The organism is Alicyclobacillus tolerans (assembly GCF_900142255.1).
Taxonomy (GTDB): domain Bacteria; phylum Bacillota; class Bacilli; order Alicyclobacillales; family Alicyclobacillaceae; genus Alicyclobacillus_I; species Alicyclobacillus_I tolerans.
Window position 1 is genome coordinate 38820 of sequence record NZ_FRAF01000004.1, and the last position, 18584, is coordinate 57403.

Annotated in this window: 18 protein-coding genes; 11 read left to right on the top strand and 7 right to left on the bottom strand. The window is 44.8% G+C overall.

Annotation, left to right across the window (positions count from 1 at the left end):
• Window positions 1-52 precede the first annotated feature (52 nt).
• From BUA75_RS03130 to trhO, 5 genes are all read left to right on the top strand, one after another.
• Window positions 53-670 carry a succinate dehydrogenase/fumarate reductase transmembrane subunit gene (locus BUA75_RS03130; RefSeq protein ID WP_072873134.1) on the top strand — a complete coding sequence of 206 codons (618 nt, stop codon included), beginning with the start codon at window positions 53-55 and terminating at the stop codon, window positions 668-670.
• Between the two features lie 13 nt (window positions 671-683).
• Window positions 684-2444, top strand: a complete 1761-nt coding sequence (gene sdhA / locus BUA75_RS03135) for a succinate dehydrogenase flavoprotein subunit (protein ID WP_072873135.1) — start codon at window positions 684-686, stop codon at window positions 2442-2444.
• Entirely contained in the window at window positions 2441-3208 is a 768-nt protein-coding gene (gene sdhB / locus BUA75_RS03140) for a succinate dehydrogenase iron-sulfur subunit (protein ID WP_072873136.1), read from the top strand. The genes sdhA and sdhB overlap by 4 nt, the downstream gene beginning before the upstream one ends.
• A gap of 139 nt (window positions 3209-3347) precedes the next feature.
• Window positions 3348-3533 (top strand): hypothetical protein, encoded by a 186-nt coding sequence (locus BUA75_RS03145; protein WP_072873137.1) that lies wholly within the window; start codon window positions 3348-3350, stop codon window positions 3531-3533.
• Between the two features lie 117 nt (window positions 3534-3650).
• Window positions 3651-4604 carry an oxygen-dependent tRNA uridine(34) hydroxylase TrhO gene (trhO, locus tag BUA75_RS03150; RefSeq protein ID WP_072873138.1) on the top strand — a complete coding sequence of 318 codons (954 nt, stop codon included), beginning with the start codon at window positions 3651-3653 and terminating at the stop codon, window positions 4602-4604.
• A 134-nt stretch (window positions 4605-4738) separates the two neighbouring features.
• Here trhO and BUA75_RS03155 read toward each other — a convergent pair whose 3' ends face one another.
• From BUA75_RS03155 to BUA75_RS16365, 3 genes are all read right to left on the bottom strand, one after another.
• Window positions 4739-5395 carry a hypothetical protein gene (locus BUA75_RS03155; RefSeq protein WP_072873139.1) on the bottom strand — a complete coding sequence of 219 codons (657 nt, stop codon included), beginning with the start codon at window positions 5393-5395 and terminating at the stop codon, window positions 4739-4741.
• A 99-nt stretch (window positions 5396-5494) separates the two neighbouring features.
• Window positions 5495-6991 carry an MFS transporter gene (locus BUA75_RS03160; protein WP_072873242.1) on the bottom strand — a complete coding sequence of 499 codons (1497 nt, stop codon included), beginning with the start codon at window positions 6989-6991 and terminating at the stop codon, window positions 5495-5497.
• 70 nt (window positions 6992-7061) lie between these two features.
• On the bottom strand, window positions 7062-7814 hold the full coding sequence (locus tag BUA75_RS16365) for a GntR family transcriptional regulator (RefSeq protein WP_129583501.1): 753 nt from the start codon (window positions 7812-7814) through the stop codon (window positions 7062-7064).
• A 264-nt stretch (window positions 7815-8078) separates the two neighbouring features.
• On the opposite strand from BUA75_RS16365, the gene BUA75_RS03170 reads away from it, so the two are divergent.
• On the top strand, window positions 8079-8852 hold the full coding sequence (locus tag BUA75_RS03170) for an SDR family oxidoreductase (protein WP_072873141.1): 774 nt from the start codon (window positions 8079-8081) through the stop codon (window positions 8850-8852).
• 153 nt (window positions 8853-9005) lie between these two features.
• On the opposite strand, the gene BUA75_RS03175 is transcribed toward BUA75_RS03170, so the two are convergent.
• A complete protein-coding gene (locus BUA75_RS03175) occupies window positions 9006-9989 on the bottom strand; it encodes an aldo/keto reductase (RefSeq protein ID WP_207549695.1) in 984 nt (327 codons plus the stop codon).
• A 256-nt stretch (window positions 9990-10245) separates the two neighbouring features.
• On the opposite strand from BUA75_RS03175, the gene BUA75_RS03180 reads away from it, so the two are divergent.
• The 3 genes from BUA75_RS03180 (at window position 10246) to BUA75_RS03190 (ending at window position 11806) form a co-directional block, all read left to right on the top strand.
• Window positions 10246-10473, top strand: coding sequence for a helix-turn-helix domain-containing protein (locus tag BUA75_RS03180; protein WP_072873142.1), 228 nt, complete (start codon window positions 10246-10248; stop codon window positions 10471-10473).
• 142 nt (window positions 10474-10615) lie between these two features.
• Window positions 10616-11035, top strand: a complete 420-nt coding sequence (locus BUA75_RS03185; protein ID WP_072873143.1) for an acyl-CoA thioesterase — start codon at window positions 10616-10618, stop codon at window positions 11033-11035.
• A 9-nt stretch (window positions 11036-11044) separates the two neighbouring features.
• The gene (locus tag BUA75_RS03190; protein WP_072873244.1) at window positions 11045-11806 is read left to right on the top strand and encodes an SDR family NAD(P)-dependent oxidoreductase; all 762 of its coding nucleotides are present in this window, start codon (window positions 11045-11047) and stop codon (window positions 11804-11806) included.
• 7 nt (window positions 11807-11813) lie between these two features.
• On the opposite strand, the gene aroF is transcribed toward BUA75_RS03190, so the two are convergent.
• From aroF to BUA75_RS03205, 3 genes are read right to left on the bottom strand one after another with little or no spacing between them, the layout of a single operon-like run.
• A complete protein-coding gene (gene aroF, locus BUA75_RS03195; protein ID WP_072873144.1) occupies window positions 11814-12680 on the bottom strand; it encodes a 3-deoxy-7-phosphoheptulonate synthase in 867 nt (288 codons plus the stop codon).
• A 51-nt stretch (window positions 12681-12731) separates the two neighbouring features.
• Entirely contained in the window at window positions 12732-13880 is a 1149-nt protein-coding gene (locus BUA75_RS03200) for an acyl-CoA dehydrogenase family protein (protein WP_072873145.1), read from the bottom strand.
• A 47-nt stretch (window positions 13881-13927) separates the two neighbouring features.
• Entirely contained in the window at window positions 13928-15514 is a 1587-nt protein-coding gene (locus tag BUA75_RS03205) for an AMP-binding protein (protein ID WP_242650238.1), read from the bottom strand.
• A gap of 221 nt (window positions 15515-15735) precedes the next feature.
• Here BUA75_RS03205 and BUA75_RS03210 point away from each other — a divergent pair, with 221 nt between their 5' ends.
• Together BUA75_RS03210 and BUA75_RS03215 are read left to right on the top strand one after the other, a co-directional pair.
• Window positions 15736-17745: an oxidoreductase gene (locus BUA75_RS03210; RefSeq protein WP_072873146.1), complete on the top strand. Its 2010-nt coding sequence runs from the start codon at window positions 15736-15738 to the stop codon at window positions 17743-17745.
• A gap of 28 nt (window positions 17746-17773) precedes the next feature.
• Window positions 17774-18583: an SDR family oxidoreductase gene (locus BUA75_RS03215; RefSeq protein WP_083574038.1), complete on the top strand. Its 810-nt coding sequence runs from the start codon at window positions 17774-17776 to the stop codon at window positions 18581-18583.
• Window position 18584: the final 1 nt, after the last annotated feature.

Here is an 18584-nt window from a genome sequence, read left to right on the forward strand (position 1 = left end):
TAAAATCTATCATTTAGAGGTACGCAAAAGCCCGACGAAAGGGGGCAAACAGGTGGCAAAAGCCCAGAGTCATGCGGAGTTTATTCTCAGGCGTCTGCATACCTTGGCAGGTGTGGTTCCGGTTGGGCTCTTTTTGATTGAGCACCTACTGACCAACGCCACTGCGACAGACGGAGCAGCAGCCTTCAACCAGGCTGTGGCAGCCATTCAATCCATTCCATTATTACATTTTGTTGAGTTTTTCTTCATTTTTTTGCCTTTAACGTATCATGCTATTTTTGGCCTCTATGTCGCCTTTGTTTCCGGATACAATTCGGGGCAGTATAGTTGGCGGCGAAACCTCATGTTTACGTTGCAAAGAATTACGGGCATCATCACCTTCGTCTTCATCATTTATCACTTGGCGACCACGAGGTTTTCTGGAAATGCCCCGACGTACAACATGGTTCACCAGCTAGTTTCAAATCCTGCATATTTCTGGTTTATGATCGTAGGTATCGTAGCTTCAACATTCCACTTTGCCAATGGATTATGGTCATTCTGCATTCACTGGGGCATCACCGTTGGCCAGCGCGCGCAACGGATTACAGCCTGGGTGAGCATGGTTGTTTTTGTCGTGTTAGCCGGCATTGGCGTGGATGCTCTCATTGCCTTTACACACCCGGCCTAAGGAGGGACATGCCATGAGCAATCAACGAATCATCGTGGTAGGCGGCGGTCTCGCCGGACTCATGACTACGATTAAAATCGCCGAAGCAGGCGTGCCCATTGATTTGTTTTCGCTGGTTCCTGTCAAACGCAGCCACTCGGTTTGTGCTCAGGGAGGAATCAATGGAGCTGTAAACACCAAAGGAGAAGGTGACTCTCCTTGGGAACATTTTGACGATACGGTTTATGGCGGAGATTTTCTCGCCAACCAACGGCAAGTACTCGGTATGTGCGAAGCTGCTCCAGCAATTATCCATTTGATGGATCGCATGGGGGTCATGTTCAACCGCACTCCGGAAGGTTTGCTGGATTTTCGCCGTTTTGGCGGAACCAAACATCATCGTACGGCATTTGCTGGTGCTTCGACTGGACAGCAGCTGTTGTATGCGCTTGATGAACAAGTGCGACGTTTTGAAGTGGCAGGCTTGGTTCAAAAGTATGAGGGTTGGGATTTCTTAGGTGCTGTCATTGACGATGAAGGTCAGTGCCGCGGCATTATTGCGCAAGATTTGCGTTCAATGGAGATCCGATCTTTCCGAGCTGACGCAGTCGTGATGTGCACAGGTGGAAACGGCCTGATTTTTGGCAAGAGTACCAATTCCATGATCAATACAGGTTCAGCCCAGTCTGAACTTTATCAACAAGGCGTGTTTTACGCTAACCCTGAGATGATTCAGGTTCATCCTACTGCAATTCCTGGTGACGACAAGTTGCGTTTGATGTCGGAATCAGCGCGTGGTGAAGGAGGCCGAATTTGGACTTACAAAGACGGCAAACCATGGTATTTTCTTGAGGAAATGTATCCAGAATACGGTAATTTGGTTCCTCGCGATATTGCTACGCGTGCCATTCACAAAGTTTGTGTAGAAATGGGATTGGGAGTTGACGGACAAAATCAGGTTTATCTTGACTTGTCTCATATTCCGGCTGACGTTTTAAACGTTAAGCTTGGCAATATCCTAGACATTTATGAGAAATTTGTGGGCGATGACCCTCGCAAAGTGCCTATGAGAATTTTCCCAGCCGTTCACTACTCAATGGGCGGACTTTGGGTGGACATTGACCAAATGACGAATATTCCCGGTCTTTTTGCGGCTGGTGAATGTGATTATCAATATCATGGTGCCAATCGTTTGGGAGCCAACTCACTGCTCTCCTGCATTTATGGTGGTATGATTGCTGGTCCTAACGCTGTACGATACGCGAAAAACGTCCGTAAATCGGTGGATGCCTTACCCGATACCCTGTATGAGCAGTATCGCAAAAAATATGAAAATGAATTTGAAGAGATACTCAAAATGGATGGGGATGAAAATCCTTATCAATTGCATCGTGAACTTGGTGATTGGATGAACGCCAATGTTACGGTTGTCAGAGAAAACAAGAAATTAAAAGAAACTGATGAAAAGATTCAAGAATTACAGGAACGCTATAAACGAGTTGGCGTTGTTGATAAATCGCGCTGGGAAAATCAAATGGCGCAATTTACTCGCCATTTAAAAAACATGTTAATTTCCGCGCGAGCCATTACCAATGGAGCTTTGTTGCGTAACGAGAGCCGTGGTGCGCACTATAAACCAGAGTTTCCCGATCGAGATGACGAGAATTTCTTGAAAACCACCTTGGCAAAATATACTCCAGATGGACCTGTCATTACCTACGAGGAAGTGGACGTATCGCTCATTAAACCTCGTCTGCGTAACTATGCGGTTACAAAGGAGGCTACGAAAGAATGAGTACAGCAACAACTACAGCAACTCGTAAGGTGCACCTCATTGTTGAGCGCCAAGATGGACCCAATTCAAGCCCTTATAAAGAGGAATTCGTAGTCGATTACAAGCCAGGAATGAATGTTATTGCTTGTTTAATGGCTATTCAGAGAAATCCGGTCAATAAATCTGGCAAGCGCGTAGCTCCGGTTACTTGGGAAATGAATTGTCTGGAAGAAATTTGCGGTGCTTGTATGATGGTTATCAATGGTAAACCTCGTCAGGCATGTACCGCACTGGTAGATACTTTGGAGCAGCCTATCCGAGTTAGTCCAGCCCGTACGTTTCCGGTAGTGCGCGATCTCGTTGTCGATCGCAGCCGCATGTTTGAAGCGTTGAAAAAAGTGAAGGCTTGGATTCCAATCGATGGTACATACGATCTGGGTCCAGGTCCACGTATGCCAGAAGTGGATAGACAATGGGCTTATGAACTTTCACGTTGCTTTACTTGTGGTGCTTGCGTTGAGGCATGTCCAAATGTTAATGACAGAAATTCGTTCATTGGACCTTTTGCCATTTCACAAGCTCGCCTGTTTAATGCGCATCCAACTGGCGCCATGCATCGAGAAGAACGATTGGAAGCTTTAATGGGTGAGGGCGGAATTCAGGAGTGCGGCAACGCACAGAATTGCGTTCAGGTTTGTCCCAAGGGTATACCGTTAACCACATCCATTGCAGCCATGAATCGTCAAGTAACATATCATGCAATTGGCGCATGGTTGCATAAATAAGGAATCTTATTGTAACGAAAGTTTTCCTGGGAGATGTCTCAAGCAGATTTCACTGCTTAAAGACATCTCCTTGTTTTTCTGAACGGAAGCTTGGCAAGAATGAAGTCTAAGAGTTTGATCTATCTTGGGGGATAAACTGATGCGATTGCCGAGAAAGGTTGAAACTGTTTTTTTTATTTCTATGGCTGCTCTGACTTCCTGGATTGCTACAGATGCCTTACATGTTCAAAAGGATTCTGCGCATGAAACTGCTAAAGCTCAGTATATATGGCGGGAAGTAAAGAGCAGTATTGAGAAAGAGTTGTCGTCTTGGTTTAAATCGTAAAAGTTCATCGTCTCGAAAGGATCGTGATATAATGATTCATGATGATAGACAAGACTTTTGTCCATTTCTAAGTCTAGTCTATGAGGCATTTGTTAATTTGAAGTGAGGGGAAAACCATTGCAATCATCCTATAGAGTACTGCTGTTCTATCAATATGTGGAGATTCAGAATCCACGGGAGACTGCTGAATGGCAACGTTCTCTTTGCGAGCGGCTGGGACTGAAAGGGAGGTTGCTGATTGCTCGTGAAGGATTAAATGGTACCGTTTGCGGTGCGGTGGAAGCTATCCAGCAGTATTGTCTCGAAACCAAAAAAGACGTACGCTTTGCCAATATGGATATCAAAGAGGATGTAACAGATACACTTGTCTTTGATAAGTTGCGAGTTCGTGTAACACAGGAAATTGTCAATCTTGGACTCGGTGATACGGTCGATCCGCTTAAGAAAACTGGAAAACACTTATCTCCCAGAGAGTTTTACGAAATGCTCTTAAACGAAGATGTTATCGTTATTGATGGACGAAATCGATATGAGTCAGAAATTGGGCATTTTCGTGGTGCAATTACTCCGGATGTGGAGACGTTTCGTGAATTTCCACTGTGGATTGATGAGCATCAAGAGATGTTAAAAGGGAAAAAAATTCTTACGTATTGCACAGGTGGCATTCGTTGCGAAAAATTGACGAGTTATTTAATAGACAAAGGATTTACTGATGTCTATCAATTAGATGGCGGTATTATTCGCTACTCACAGGACGAAGAAGTGCAAGGAAAATTATATGATGGAAAATGTTACGTTTTCGATAATCGGATGGCAGTTCCTATTAACCGTACCGAAGAGGATGTCGTCATCAGTGCTTGTGAACATTGTGGAACAGCATGGGACATCCACGTGAATTGTGCTTATTTGGATTGTCATCGACGCCATTTGAGTTGTCCTTCTTGTCAAGAGAAATTGCAAGGTTTTTGTTCGGAAGCTTGCAGGCAACACGCACTTGAAGAGAATCGAGTCGATCCAAGAGTCCCTGCTGCAAGACCTGTTTTGGAACAAACCATCTCTGCGGCTCGCTAACCATAGCCTGTTTTGTGTTAGGCTTAATCATTATTATTCAAAGCCCTACATGACCTCTAAGTCGATATCTTTTTGATGGACTTGGAGGTCATGTATGTTTAAAGCAAGCTTGCTCGCAATTTTTTGAAACTCTTCTAAACAGCAACGACTTGCTTCAGCGAAAATAGGTGTTTGACTCGATGAGTTAAACGTTCATAGGTTTCACTGCCCATATGCTGAAGACGTTTATCTTCTGGTTGATGACAAAAGGAGGAAAATTTTTTCCCCACGAGTATAGATTGTTCTTTACTGGATTCTGTAGTATGGACTGCTTGGTGGTAAGTGTCCATTTTGTCCGAAATGTCATGTGTATAAGGAGTTGCGTCACGAAAAAGTTCCCAGAATTTATTTTCAATTTGCTTTTGGATGTTTTCATCTTTCACTTGTTGACGCATTTCGTTTACAAAACAAAAAGCTTGCAAAATAGCGTATTCTCGATTGACCACATCAGGTTCAGCTAAAGTAGCGGGTAAATAGGGGGCAACGGGCTGCATCCAACGAAAAAGTTGTATGGCCATATTCTCTGGTGTATCTTGACGATGGCCGCTTGCTTTTTGAGTGATACGTGCGATATGGTACGCTTCATCGTTTCCATGAGCCATACCGCCTTCCGGTACATTGGCGACAGCAAACTCATCTTTGGTAAAGCTCCACCAGTCATATTTGGTCATTACCATTCGGAGTACACCGAGCAGTAAAAAAATGAAGAGGAATATACCTATATACCATACCAATTCTGGATCGACGTTCAACGTTTCCCCTCCTCCATTTCAATATCTCCTTGACATGTTCATCATGTGCATGTACCAGGTCGAATATCCTCATGAGGAGAAGGGGAATTCAGGAAATCTTTACGCCGCTTCTTCTACTTTTTTGGCGGCTCGTTTACTGAAAGACAAGAACATAGCAATGAGTGCCACAGCACCAGTGATCAAAAAGGCTTGGTGGTAGGCAATGTTCATTTCGGACAGGGTAGCTGTCGATTCATTATGAATGCCTTGCAAAGAGAGCATTACCTCATAGGAAACACCACCGAGTGTAACGCCAAGACTCATGCCAAGTGTTCTTGCCATATTGAGAATGCCGCCAGTTACTCCTAATCGATTTCTGGGAGATGCATTCATAACACTCGCATTATTGGGCGGGGTGAAGAGGCCAAGCCCAGAACCGACTAAAAACAGTCCCACAACCAGCATTGGATAGGTGAGCGTTCCACTCGCTAAAAATAATGCTAGCCCGCCCAACATCGTTGCTGCCATTCCAGAAACGGTCAATATACGAGCTCCATAGCGGTCGGCTAAAATTCCAGATATGGGTGTAAAAATGGTCATACCAATCGGAACGATCATCATCAGAAGTCCAGCTTGGTATGGTTCAAGATGCATAACGCGATCGAGAAAGAAAGGTCCGAGCAAGGTGACGGAATACATACTCGCAAAAGACAGCACGCCAGTAATATTTCCAATCGTGATTTGCGGGAATTTAAACAGTTTCAAATCCAATAGAGGAGTTTTTTTCTTCAATTCCATTGCAATAAAAAGAATCAGTCCCAGAACGCCAACAATCAGTGCAACCAGTTCAATTGGAGACGTCCATCCGGCGCTTTGGCCTTCTTTGACAAAATAAATGATGCCAACCAGGGTAGGGGCGAGAACAATAGCTCCCCAGATATCAAAAGGTTCTCGTTTCTCCTTGCGTTCTTCATCTCTTGGCAGGAGCAAAATACCCAACAATGTACCAATAATACCTACAGGTACATTGACAAAAAAGATCCAACGCCAACCAATGGTGGAGAGGATGGCTCCACCTATGGCAGGACCTAACGATAAACCAATTCCTTGCGCACTCCCCTGAATACCGATGGCTTTACCGCGATCGGACAAAGGAGTAGCGGCAGTAATGATGGCTACACTATTGGCCTGTAGCATAGCGGCGCCAATGGCTTGGAGAACTCGCGCTCCGTTCATGATGGCGAGCGTTGGAGAAATGCCGCAAAGAAATGAACCAACGATAAAAACACTAAAACCAATGGCATACATCCAGCGTCGTCCAAAAATATCGGCCATTCTTCCGAGCGGTATGATGAGTGCAGCAAGCGTTAAAAGATAGGTCAAACTTACCCATTCGACAGCGCCCATGGTTACTTGAAAACTTTTTTGCATGGTGGGCAAGGCAATATTAATAATACTTGCATCTAGCGCAGCCATGAAAGCGCCTATACAAACAGTTCCAACCACAAACCAGTGGTATCCTTTACGGTTACGGACTGATGGAAGCGGTAAATGATCGAAAAAACTTTTTCTGTGAGGCGAATTGGGTTCTGTTGTAACGCTTGGCGGGGTATGCATCAACCTTCACATTCCTTTCTGTCAAAGAGACGAATAAACGAATGGGTCTGTAAAGAAGCTTCTGAATATCTCAGGATATGGAAAAGTTATCCTCCTGGCGCAACAATTTCACTTCGTATCGATAGAGAGCGGCAGGGTATTTGACAATAGAGTACTCAACAGGATCACCCGTATCATCTTGCGTGATGCGCTCTACTACGAGCAAGGGAGAGCCAATTGCTACCTGTAATAGGGCGGCAGTCTCTTCCATGGCTGTTTCGGCGTGAATCGTCTGCAACCCGGAAGCAATTCTAACGCCACAACGTTCAAAATATCCATAAACATTTTCAAATGAAGTATTGTCTTCTTCCCAAGAAGCTACGCTTAAGTCATTTGGCAACCGCAGATATGAGGTTTCCCAAAAAACAGGCTGCCCATCAATGTGAGCAATCCGTTGTAGTTCCCATGTTTGACCATCCAATGTCCAAGGAAGGACAATTTCACTTTTGTCTATGAAATGAAATGCACGCATAAAAAGAATTTGAATTTGAACCTCTTCACCACGCTGTCTCAATTCTTCTGCAAAGCCATACAGTTTGGTTGCCGTAATATGCGGCCGTGCTTGCGAGACAAACGTGCCTTTCCCTTGCTGCCGAGTGACATAGCCCATCGAGACCAAATCTCCAATAGCTTGTCGAATCGTCGTTCGGCTGACCTGAAATTGTTGAGATAATTCGGCTTCTGATGGCAGAGGATGGCCCACTGGCCATTCGCCACGTTCAATGGGTTCAATCAATTGGCGTTTAATTTTTTGATACATGGGTACGCCACCACGCAATACCAATTCACCTCCTCATGAAGAGTCATTTTTTAGATTTTCAAGATTCGTTTCAAATCATTTTGGTTTCTTGACTTGTTGATGTATGGAAATATCATAACGATATAACATCACTACAAGTTGAAACGCGATTTTATTATATTCTCTTGTCGATGAATTAGGAAGAGGAGAATAAAATTTGTTCTTGTCTGACTTCCCAGCAGCTTGTTGTCTATGGCACAATGAAAGCGTTTAGAACGATTTCTAACTAACGGTCGGGAGGGCTCGTGAATGAGCGTATTGAATTTATTTCGATTGGATGGTCAAGTTGCCATAGTCACCGGAGGTGGACGTGGACTCGGATTGCAAATTGCAGAAGCTTATGCGGAAGCAGGAGCAACGGTTGTGCTCTGCTCTCGACGAGTTGAAAATTGCCTTCAGGCTGCTCGGGAACTTACGGAAAAAGGATTTCAGGCTGAAGGGATGGAGCTTGACATACTTGAATCAGCGTCCATTCAGCGAGTTGTCGAAGCTACTCTTGAAAAATTTGGCCGTCTAGATATTTTGGTGAATAATTCTGGTGCTTCTTGGGGGGCTCCCGCTCTTGATATTCCTCTGGATGCATGGAAGAAAGTCATTGATACCAATTTAACGGGTACATTTCTGATGTCACAATTTGCGGGCCGACAAATGAAGCAACAGGGCAGGGGAAAAATTATCAATATTGCGTCAGTTGCTGGATTGCGCGGAACGGATCCTGAAGGACTTGACGCAGTACCTTATAACGCCAGTAAGGGTGGTATTGTTACACTGACGAAAGATTTGGCAGTCAAATGGGCTCGCTATGGAATTTATGTCAATGCCATAGCACCCGGATTTTTCCCAACCAAAATGACAAAAGATGTGCTTGCTCATCGGGGGGATTTTATTTTGCAAGGTATTCCACTTCGTCGTTATGGGACCGATCGCGATTTGCAAGGGGCAGCTCTTTTTCTAGCCAGTCAAGCTTCCGATTATGTCACTGGACAAATTCTAGCTGTAGATGGTGGTACAACGGCTCGATAAATTAGATACAAGAGTCCTATTTTCCGCAGTTTGAAAAGTAGAGAAGGCAGGCGTTGAATACTTAATTTGAAAAAGATGAAAAGCCCTCGAAAGTTAAGGGCTTCTTATCTTTTCAAACGGTTGTAACCTGAGAGAAAAACAGAGAAAAATTCTCTATCTGTTTTGGATAGATTTACTGATTTTATCAATTTTCTCTATATCATCCGGTTCTAATTGAAACTGAAGGCTACCAGCATTGTCACGGGCTTGCTTGACTTTTGAAGCACCAGGAATAGCCAGTACAGTTTCTCCATGAGCCGTAATGAGCCAATTGAGTGCCAACTGGCTGACAGTAGCTTGATATTTTTCAGTAAGTGATCGTAAAACGTCAATCAGAGGTTTGGTGGTTAACAGATTTTGACGTTTAAACTTGCCCTGAAATTTGCGTGGACCGGATAGCGTTGTTGACGCACTAGGATTTTCGTGAAATCTTCCAGTTAAGAGTCCTTGTTCAAGGGGCGAATAGGCAATAATGCTTATTTTCAATTCCTTTGCAACGTCCATAATGCCATTACGCTCTATTCTTCTATCGAGTAAGCTATATTTTACCTGATTGGAAACTAGCTTGATACCATATTTACTTAATATTTGATGAGCTATTCGCATTTGCTTGGCGTTAAAATTGCTTACGCCGACATATCGGATGGCTCCTTTTTCGACTAATTTAGCCATAGCATCCATTTGACTTCGAATGCTTGAAAAAGCATACGGTTGGTGAATTTGGTATAAATCGATAGGATAAGGCGCCAAACATTCTTGACGTTCTTGAATAGATGATAGAATATGGCTGGCGCGACGACCTATCGGCCACCATTTGCTAGCAATAAAGACTTCTCCCGGTTGACACCCGTTGGCTAGGAGTGCTTGTGAAAGTGCGCGTTCTGATTCTCCTCGTCCGTATATTTCTGCTGTATCAAACCAGTTGATGCCATTCTGAAGGCTTTCATCCACAATTTCTTGAATGCATTCTTTGTCTAGAACATCCCAAAACTTTCCCACCAGTCCTTTGCCAAGACTAAATTGCCAACATCCAAGGCCAATGGCCGACAGAAAAGTATCAGAATTACCCAAAGGCCGACGTGAAATCGGCATTGTCATGCATGTTCCCCCTTATTTGCATTCCTATACACACGTTTAATAGAAGCTCTTGCTTCGTCCTGTATTACTGAAGTCAAATGGATTTTACTTTCTAGAGTATTACATTTCCTCGCATGTGTATAAAACCCTTCTTATCTTACAATATGTCAGTTCCGCCTATGTTGATGAGGGCATGCACAGAGAAATCGAGTCTCACATACTATACCCTGACTGTATCCCGCTCTTGTACTCGATGCGGCAGGGAGGGATAAGCGAAATGTCTTCGGGCAAAGAGGCGAGTGCCAAGTCATTGCTCACCAATCGCGAACGAGAAGTTTTTGAATTATTAGTACAGGACAAAACGACAAAAGAAATCGCGTCCCAACTATTCGTGAGCGAAAAAACAGTGAGAAATCACATCTCTAATGTGATGAAAAAATTGAATGTAAAGGGTCGTTCGCAAGCGGTTGTGGAACTTGTACGTATGGGAGAATTATCAATTTGAACTCTTGACCCCCTACAACCATCTGTAGGGGATCATTCTTGATAAAAGCCCCCAGCCGAAAAAATCCATGTCGTTGCAACGCAAAGAATCGTGTAAGATAACAGAGGAATAAACTTACCAGGCAGGGGGCAAGTGACCTATCTTGAATCATTATCGTTTTCATCATCGATTGCGCGTGCGTTGGGATGAAGTAGACGCTCAGCGCGTGGTCTTCAACGCGCATTATTTAACTTATCTTGACGTAGCATTTGCAGAATACATAAGGCGAGGAGTCGCCGTTCACCAAGGAGAAATGCGCAATACAGTCATAGTCAAAACGGAATTAGAGTTTTTCTCTTCTGCACGTTACGATGAAGAACTGGCTATTGGCGTTCGCACCGTATCGATGGGAAGGACAAGCCTGCAAGTAGATTTTGAAATTAAACGCCATCAAGATGTGCTCGTCCGTGCTCATACTGTCTATGTGCATATGGATCTGGAAACGCAGAAACCTCTACCTATACCCGAGGAATGGAGAACGCGTATTCAGTTATTTGAAAATATGGTTAAAGATAAGGAGTAGCTCATGAATATGCAAAGATTTGCTGGGAAAGTTGCCATTGTCACTGGTGCTGCCGGTGGAATCGGATCGGCCAGTGCTAAATTGCTTGCTCAACAAGGGGCTTCACTTGCGGTAGCAGATATTCAAGAAGAACGAGGAAAAAAAATCGCTGATGAGATTCTTGCTAAAGGCGGTAAAGCTATATTTGTTCCGGTAGATGTCTCTTCCTATGAAAGCGTTCAGTTACTAGTTGAAACCACTGTAAAACACTATGGGCAACTTGATATTATGTTTAACAATGCTGGAATATTTGGGGAAGGTAAACTGGACTTATTGGAGATGCCGTTGGAAGAATATCTTCGTACAGTAGCCATCAATCAAAATGGAGTTTTTTACGGCATTCGAGCGGCGGCGGCGGTTATGAAGGAGCGTGGCGGAGTAATTATCAATACAGCCTCTATCTACGCTTTCTTGGCTGATCGTAGACAGTTGCCATATCACGCAACGAAAGCGGCAGTAGTCGGCATGACAAAGGCGGCTGCACTCGATTTGGCTAAATACAATATCCGAGTAGTGGCTATAGCTCCGAGTATGATAGATACGCCACTCGTTGACAGGTGGCGTGAAGACGAACGCGTATGGAATTATGTGCGTAAAGCGCAAATGCGACAACAGTTTGGCACTGCGGAGCAGGTTGCCCAAGTTGTCGCATTTCTTGCTAGCGATGAAGCCTCATTTGTCAACGGTCACGAATTTTACGTGGATGATGGAGCAGCTTCCTTTAAACGTTAATGTTGCGTCATGAGACGCTGATTTTCGCAGTCCGCGCATTCTTCGCCTCTTCGAAGAAGGGTTGGCAAAAGTCGGATAGCTGATGAATGTGCGGAGCAAGTCTGCGAAATTCTTCAACTGTAAGCGACTGGGGACCATCAGAAAGAGCTTCGGCAGGATTGGAATGTACCTCCACCATAATGCCATCTGCGCCAACAGCAATAGCAGCCCGAGAAAGTGCAGGCACATATCCAGAATGTCCTGTTCCATGACTCGGATCGATTAAAATAGGCAAGTGAGAGAGTTTTCTTATGACTGGAACGGCGTTTAAATCCAGTGTAAAACGAGTAGCTGTTTCAAACGTGCGAATTCCCCGTTCACAGAGAATCACAGAAGGATTTCCTGCTGATAAAATATATTCTGCGGACATTAGCCATTCTTCAATGGTATTCGCTAGACCTCGTTTGAGCATGACTGGCTTTTTGGTTTTTCCGACAGCTTTTAATAAAGGATAATTTTGCATATTTCTTGCGCCGATTTGCAGTATGTCAACATAATGTGCAACGAGGGGCAGCGTTTCTACATCCATAACTTCTGAAATGGTTGGTAATCCTGTAATATCGCTTGCCTCGGCCATAATTCGCAGACCTTCTTCACCCATACCCTGGAAAGAATACGGAGAAGTACGTGGTTTGTAAGCACCTCCACGCAAAATTTGTGCGCCTGCCTTTTGCAATTCAATAGCGATTTCCACATAGCTGTCTCTAGATTCTACAGAGCATGGACCAGCTATAATAGTTGCAGATTTTCCGCCAATCTGGATATCACCCACTTGTACCACACTATTCTCAGGATGGTTCTCACGGCTTGCTAATGGGTAGGGGATTTTTGACATATGTGTTCTGCCTCTCTTCCATTCAAGTTGAATTACTGTGGCGAATCAGTTTTATGACTGGTTTTGACGGTACTGTCGAATAACGCTGCGAGCAATTGTCATTTTCTGTGTTTCTGAGGTACCTTCTTCAAAGCGTAACATTCGAGCATCGCGGTAGATGCGCTCCATCTCTCCTTTGAAATACCCAATTCCACCATGAATTTGCAGGGCCAAATCAGTCACGCGTTGCAACATTTCGGATGCAAAAAGTTTGGCCATAGAGGCTTGTCGAGCAATGGTTAAGCCAGATTCAAAATCTGCGGCAGCTTTAAACACCAATTGTTTAGCAGCCTCAATATCCGTAGCCATTTCCGCAATCCACATTTGAATGGTGGGGCGCTCCAAAAGCGTTTTGCCAAATGTTACTCGCTTTGAAGCATGCTGCACAGCTAATTGCAAGGCTCGATCTGCAAGTCCCACACAAGTCATGCCAATTGCTAAACGGCTAGGGTCTAGAAAACCTTGAAAAGCTACGGTTAGTCCGTCGCCTTCTTCTCCAAGTCGCATACTGGCAGAAACACGACATTCACGTAAGTATAGATGTCCGTGACGTGTTCCAGTAACTCCCATAGCATCTTGCATCAGTTCGATGGTTAATCCTTGCGAGTCACGGGGGACCAGAAAGGCAAGCGTACCTTCGCTACCCTGGCTATCTTCCAAACGGCAGAAAAGTAAAAAGTAATCTGCTAAATCGGAAAAAATAATCATCCATTTTTCCCCGTTCAGAAGGTAGTCATCTCCATCGCGCCGGGCAGTTGTTTTTAAGTCCGCTCCCGATCCGGAATGGGGCTCCGTGAGAGTAAAAGTAATCCACTTTTCACTGTTGACAAAAGGTCGGACAAAGTTTTCTAACTGTTGTTGGCTTGCTTTAGATGCAAGTGATCGCCATAAACTGTTGGTCACGTGAATAAGCACCCGCAATGAACCGTGCAGCTGAGCAAAATAAAAGAGCATCTCGAGGTATTGATGCATACTGAAACCCAGACCACCTAGATTTTCTGGAGCAGTTAAGCGAAAGTAGCCTCGCTGGCGCAATTCTTCAATGACGTTTTTATCAACATGTCCAGAAGCCTCAATTTGTTCACTGAAGAGGCGGCCGCGTGTGGCAACAAAATCCTGTACTTCTTGGAGTTTTTGTTGAAAAGAGATCTCATCATGCAATCTGATTTCATCCTTTCCAAGGCGTTGTCCACTTTTAACCAGTTTTTTTATGCGTCGAGTGACTTTTCTTGAAGCCGCTGACGAAGCAAATATTTTTGGATTTTTCCACTGGCTGTGCGAGGCATCTCAGCAATCCATTCGAGACGTTCTGGCCAATAAATTTTAGCAACACCCTGTTGTTGTAAGAATCCTGTAATATCCTCCAGTTTCAACGGCTGGCTGTCTTCTTTGCCAACGACAAAGAGACAAGCACGTTCACCAAGACGAAGATCTGGCATGGCGACCAAAGCTGCATCAGCGATAGAAGGGTGCGTATAAAGCAGATTTTCAATTTCGGCTACCGGAATTTTTTCTCCACCACGATTGATGATGTCTTTTTTTCTACCACTGATTTTGATAAATCCGTCTTCATCCACAATGGCTAAATCGCCTGTGTCAAAATAACCATCTTTCGTCAAAGCAGCCTCATAAAGATCGGGGCGATGCAGATAACCAATGAACATAGCGGGTGTTTTGACTTGGAAATTACCTTCTGTACCAGGGGGGAGAACTTGTCCATTCTCGTCGACTACGCGAATAGACATTCCTTCCATGACTCGTCCATCCGTGCCCCAGAGTTTTTCAACCGGATCGTCCGGATGACCAACCGTAACTAAGCAGGTTTCTGTTGAACCCCATGCGCCAACAATTTTGCAAGCGAGCTTTTGTTTGGCTAAATCAGCTAATTGTCTTGGTATAGCGGCGCCCGTTGCCACAAAAATGCGCAATCCCTGTGGTGGCTCTGACATATGTGTGATATCTGAGAGGAAGGGCATGGCCGCTTGGACAAATGTGGCTCCTTCCTTCTCAATGGCCTGTTTGGCTTTCTCCACATGCCATGCAGCGTGATACACGCCAGTGGCGCCAAGGAAGAGTGAAAGCATCATGCCGTAGAGAAAACCGGTTTGATGAGCCAGCGGCGAAGGAACCCAAATAACGTCTTGGTAAGAAAGGCGTAAAGTTTGCGTATGGCGAAACAAAGCATAAGACAATGTGGAAAAAGTATGCAAAGCTCCCTTGGGTTCTCCTGTTGTACCCGATGTAAATAACAATTGAGCAATAGAGTCCAGGGTAGGGGCGTGTGGTTGCAAATGGTACTCGTGATCAAGTGGATCAGCGAGTCCAGCTAGTGAAGAGAGCGCAGGAATTTGTTCTGACTGAGGAATGCAGAAGAATTGCAGATCCGCAAATTTGTCCTCTAAGGAATGCGCCAATTGGCTGTAATCAAAGTTTCTGTATGTATCCGGGTAAATGTAAATGCGAGCTTGGGAACGATCCAGAATAAACCGAACCTCACGTTCGCGAAGTGAGGGCAAAAGTGGGCATGGCACGCCGCCAGCATACCAAATTCCCATGGTGATCACGATAAATTGCCATCCGCTTGGCAATTGGTAGGCAACCGCTTCGCCTTTTTGCAGACCTTTGGCCAGCAGATTAGCAGCAATCGTTTCAGCAGTCTCTTGCAATTCTTGATAACTCATAGTTATCGATTGAGGGTTGCTGATATCCACTACAGCAGTTTTGGTAGGGAATTTTCTCACGTGCTGCTTTATAGATTCAAGAAATCCGGAATGGTGGAAGAGGTTTTCCATCATCTGACCTATCCCCCTTGTTCTACTCCTATGAATAACCACAGATTTTTAGTACCTGATGATAATTTTAGGGCAAAAATTTATGACCTGATTATAAAATTACGCCAAAATATAGTATAGTCCTTTTCATAGAGAGGATCGTCGAGATTGAGAATCAGATATTTTGTAAATCGAAAAATATCTTACACCCTATATTTGCTATTTTCAATTGCAGGAGGGCCGCCATGTCATATTCTGCAGAGCAGATCAATGAGTTTTCAAATTTGAAAAATCCTGGGAAGATTGGCACACTTCATTTGCCACATCGTGTATTGATGGGTTCTATGCATCTAGGGTTAGAGGCAGAGCCTGAAGTCTTTCAACGTCTCGTTGCTTTTTACGAAGAGCGCGCCAAGGGAGGCGCTGCATTGATGATCACTGGCGGAGTCGCTGTGTTGCCTGAAGGCGGTGGGGACCATATGTTTTGTCTCACCGATTCGGAACACGATTTTTTTCTTGCTGAATTGGTTCAACGAATCCATCAAGTTGGCGGCAAAGTAGCCATGCAACTATTTCATTCTGGACGCTATGCTTTTTCTAAAGAGACAGGTATGCCGTCCTATGCCCCAAGCGCTATAGCATCCAATTGGACACGTGAGACACCTGTGGAAATGTCAATCGATGATATTCAACGAACCATCCAGGCATTTGCTAGTGGAGCTCTGAAAGCGAAAAAGTGGGGTTATGACGCCATTGAAGTGATGGGGTCTGAAGGATATTTGCTGAACGAATTTCTTTCTCCGTTGACAAACCACCGTAAGGATGAATATGGCGGTTCGTTAGCTGGCAGAATGCGTATCAGCTTGGAGGTTGTGAGAGCCATTCGTGAACAGGTGGGAGAAAATTTTCCGCTGATTTTTCGAATGTCTGGCCTAGATTGTATGCCGGGAAGCACGAACCCTGATGAAACTTTGGAATTTGCCAAATGTTTAGAAATGGCTGGCGTAGATGCTTTGAATATTGGCATAGGTTGGCATGAATCTCAGGTTCCTACGGTGGCTGCTGTAGTGCCTCGAGCAGCATTTTCAACGGTAGCAGCAAGTATAAAAGAAGTGGTAAATATCCCAATTCTTGTTGCGAATCGCGTGAATACACCAGAAGTAGCTGAACACATTCTCTCTCAAGGTTGGGCAGATTTTATTGCACCAGCTAGACCCTGGCTTGCTGATGCAGAATTTGCTAACAAAGCATTGTCACAGCAACGGCAGCTTTTAAACGTCTGTGTGGCTTGTAATCAAGCATGCCTGGATCACACAATGGCTCAACCTCCACAGCCAGTCAGTTGCATGGTGAATCCGCGTACTGGCGCAGAGAGTCTTTATCCAATTATTTTTGCTCAAAAAAAGAAAAAGATTGCCGTGATAGGCGGAGGTCCTGCTGGTTTAGAAGCTGCAAGAGCCGCTGCTTCTCGTGGACATCAGGTGGTGCTTTTTGAACGTCAAGCGCAACTTGGTGGACAGTTCCGCTTAGCGGCACGTGTCCCTGGCAAAGAGGAGTTTTATGAAACACTGCGTTATTTTGAGCATGTGTTGCAGCAATTGCATGTGGAAGTGCGTTTGTCGCACAATGTCCATGCGAGCGAATTGACCTCGTTTGATGCAGTGATTGTGGCTACAGGAGTCCATCCGCGCATTCCTTCCATTCCAGGGGTTGAATTGCCGCACGTGGTCACTTATCCTGAAGTTTTGACTGGACAAGTCATCCTTGGCAAGCGTCTTTTGGTGCTAGGAACGGGAGGAATCGGTTGTGATGTAACCAAGTATTTACTGGAAACCGCCGCACCTCCTGCCGAAGTGAGTCGCTTTGCAAAGCAGTATGACGTAACGGAAGTAAGTGTTCCTGTACAAAGAACCATTACGCTTGTGTCGCGATCGGACAAATGGGCAACAGGCATTGGCAAAACGACACGCTGGATTGTGCGCAGAGAATTAAATCGTCCAGAACTCAAGTTGGTTAAGCAATTTCAACCGCTAGAAATTCGCGAAACAGGTTTATGGGGCCAGACTCCTGAAGGAGAAAAACTTCTCGAAGCCGATCAAATTATTCTCTGCACAGGCCAGGAAACATCTTCTTTCGATGTCGAAGTATTAGCTAAACGCATACCCATTTTTCGAGTGGGTGGTGCCAAGGACGCCAGTCAATTGAATGCAGTTCGAGCGATGCGTGAAGCTTTTGAAGCGGCGTACGCTTTGTAAATCAAGAGTAGGAAGGGTGGGACTTTTCATGAATCCAGGGTCAGAAAAGTATATGCAAACTTTTGGACTATCCGGGAAAAAAATTCTTATCACGGGTAGCGGCCGGGGAATTGGCAGATCGACTGCTTTAGCTATGGCAATGGCTGGAGCAGACGTGGCAGTGCATTATCGTCGTGATGAAGCTGCCGCTCATGAGACTGCTGAAGAAATTCGTCAAATGGGCAGAGATTGTCTGGTTTTGCGGGCAGAGATGGAATCGCAAGAAGAGATTGAGCAAATGTTTCAAGAGATTCGCCAACGTTGGGGACGTTTGGATGTGTTTGTAGCAAACGCAGCCGCCAGTGCCTTTAAATCCATTGCAGAATTAAAGGATTATCATTTGGAGCGCACCTATAAAATGGTGTTACATAGTTTAGTCATCTGCGTGCAGCAGGCTGTGCCGCTCATGACAGGCTCATATGGCAGAATCATTGCCATGTCCAGTATGGGCAGTGACTTTACCTTACCGCGTTACGCAGTTTTAGGAAGCGCCAAAGCTGCGCTGGAATCGCTTGTTCGATATATTGCTGCTGAGTATGGATCGCAAAACATTACTTGCAACGCTTTGAATCCGGGCGTTGTGGACACAGATTCAGCTCGTTATTATGGCGGCAATCATTACGAAGCGTATCGCAAAGATGTGATTCGTCACACTCCACTAAGAAGGTTGGCCAATCCAAGGGATGTAGCCGATGCAGCCGTTTTCTTGGCGAGTGACGCATCTCGTTTTATCACTGGACAAACTATCCGCATTGACGGCGGTTTGACGCTTCTCACTGGTGGATTTGAAAGTTTTTGAA

Bases quoted from the DNA above. Each gene is read 5' to 3' on its own strand.
- BUA75_RS03145 (WP_072873137.1), top strand. From the start codon at position 3,348: ATGCGATTGCCGAGAAAGGTTGAAACTGTTTTTTTTATTTCTATGGCT.
- BUA75_RS03170 (WP_072873141.1), top strand. From the start codon at position 8,079: ATGAGCGTATTGAATTTATTTCGATTGGATGGTCAAGTTGCCATAGTC.
- BUA75_RS03215 (WP_083574038.1), top strand. From the start codon at position 17,774: ATGAATCCAGGGTCAGAAAAGTATATGCAAACTTTTGGACTATCCGGG.
- sdhB (WP_072873136.1), top strand. From the start codon at position 2,441: ATGAGTACAGCAACAACTACAGCAACTCGTAAGGTGCACCTCATTGTT.
- BUA75_RS03175 (WP_207549695.1), bottom strand. From the start codon at position 9,989: ATGACAATGCCGATTTCACGTCGGCCTTTGGGTAATTCTGATACTTTT.
- sdhA (WP_072873135.1), top strand. From the start codon at position 684: ATGAGCAATCAACGAATCATCGTGGTAGGCGGCGGTCTCGCCGGACTC.
- BUA75_RS03205 (WP_242650238.1), bottom strand. From the start codon at position 15,514: ATGATGGAAAACCTCTTCCACCATTCCGGATTTCTTGAATCTATAAAG.
- aroF (WP_072873144.1), bottom strand. From the start codon at position 12,680: ATGTCAAAAATCCCCTACCCATTAGCAAGCCGTGAGAACCATCCTGAG.
- BUA75_RS03190 (WP_072873244.1), top strand. From the start codon at position 11,045: ATGCAAAGATTTGCTGGGAAAGTTGCCATTGTCACTGGTGCTGCCGGT.
- BUA75_RS03210 (WP_072873146.1), top strand. From the start codon at position 15,736: ATGTCATATTCTGCAGAGCAGATCAATGAGTTTTCAAATTTGAAAAAT.
- BUA75_RS03160 (WP_072873242.1), bottom strand. From the start codon at position 6,991: ATGCATACCCCGCCAAGCGTTACAACAGAACCCAATTCGCCTCACAGA.
- BUA75_RS03180 (WP_072873142.1), top strand. From the start codon at position 10,246: ATGTCTTCGGGCAAAGAGGCGAGTGCCAAGTCATTGCTCACCAATCGC.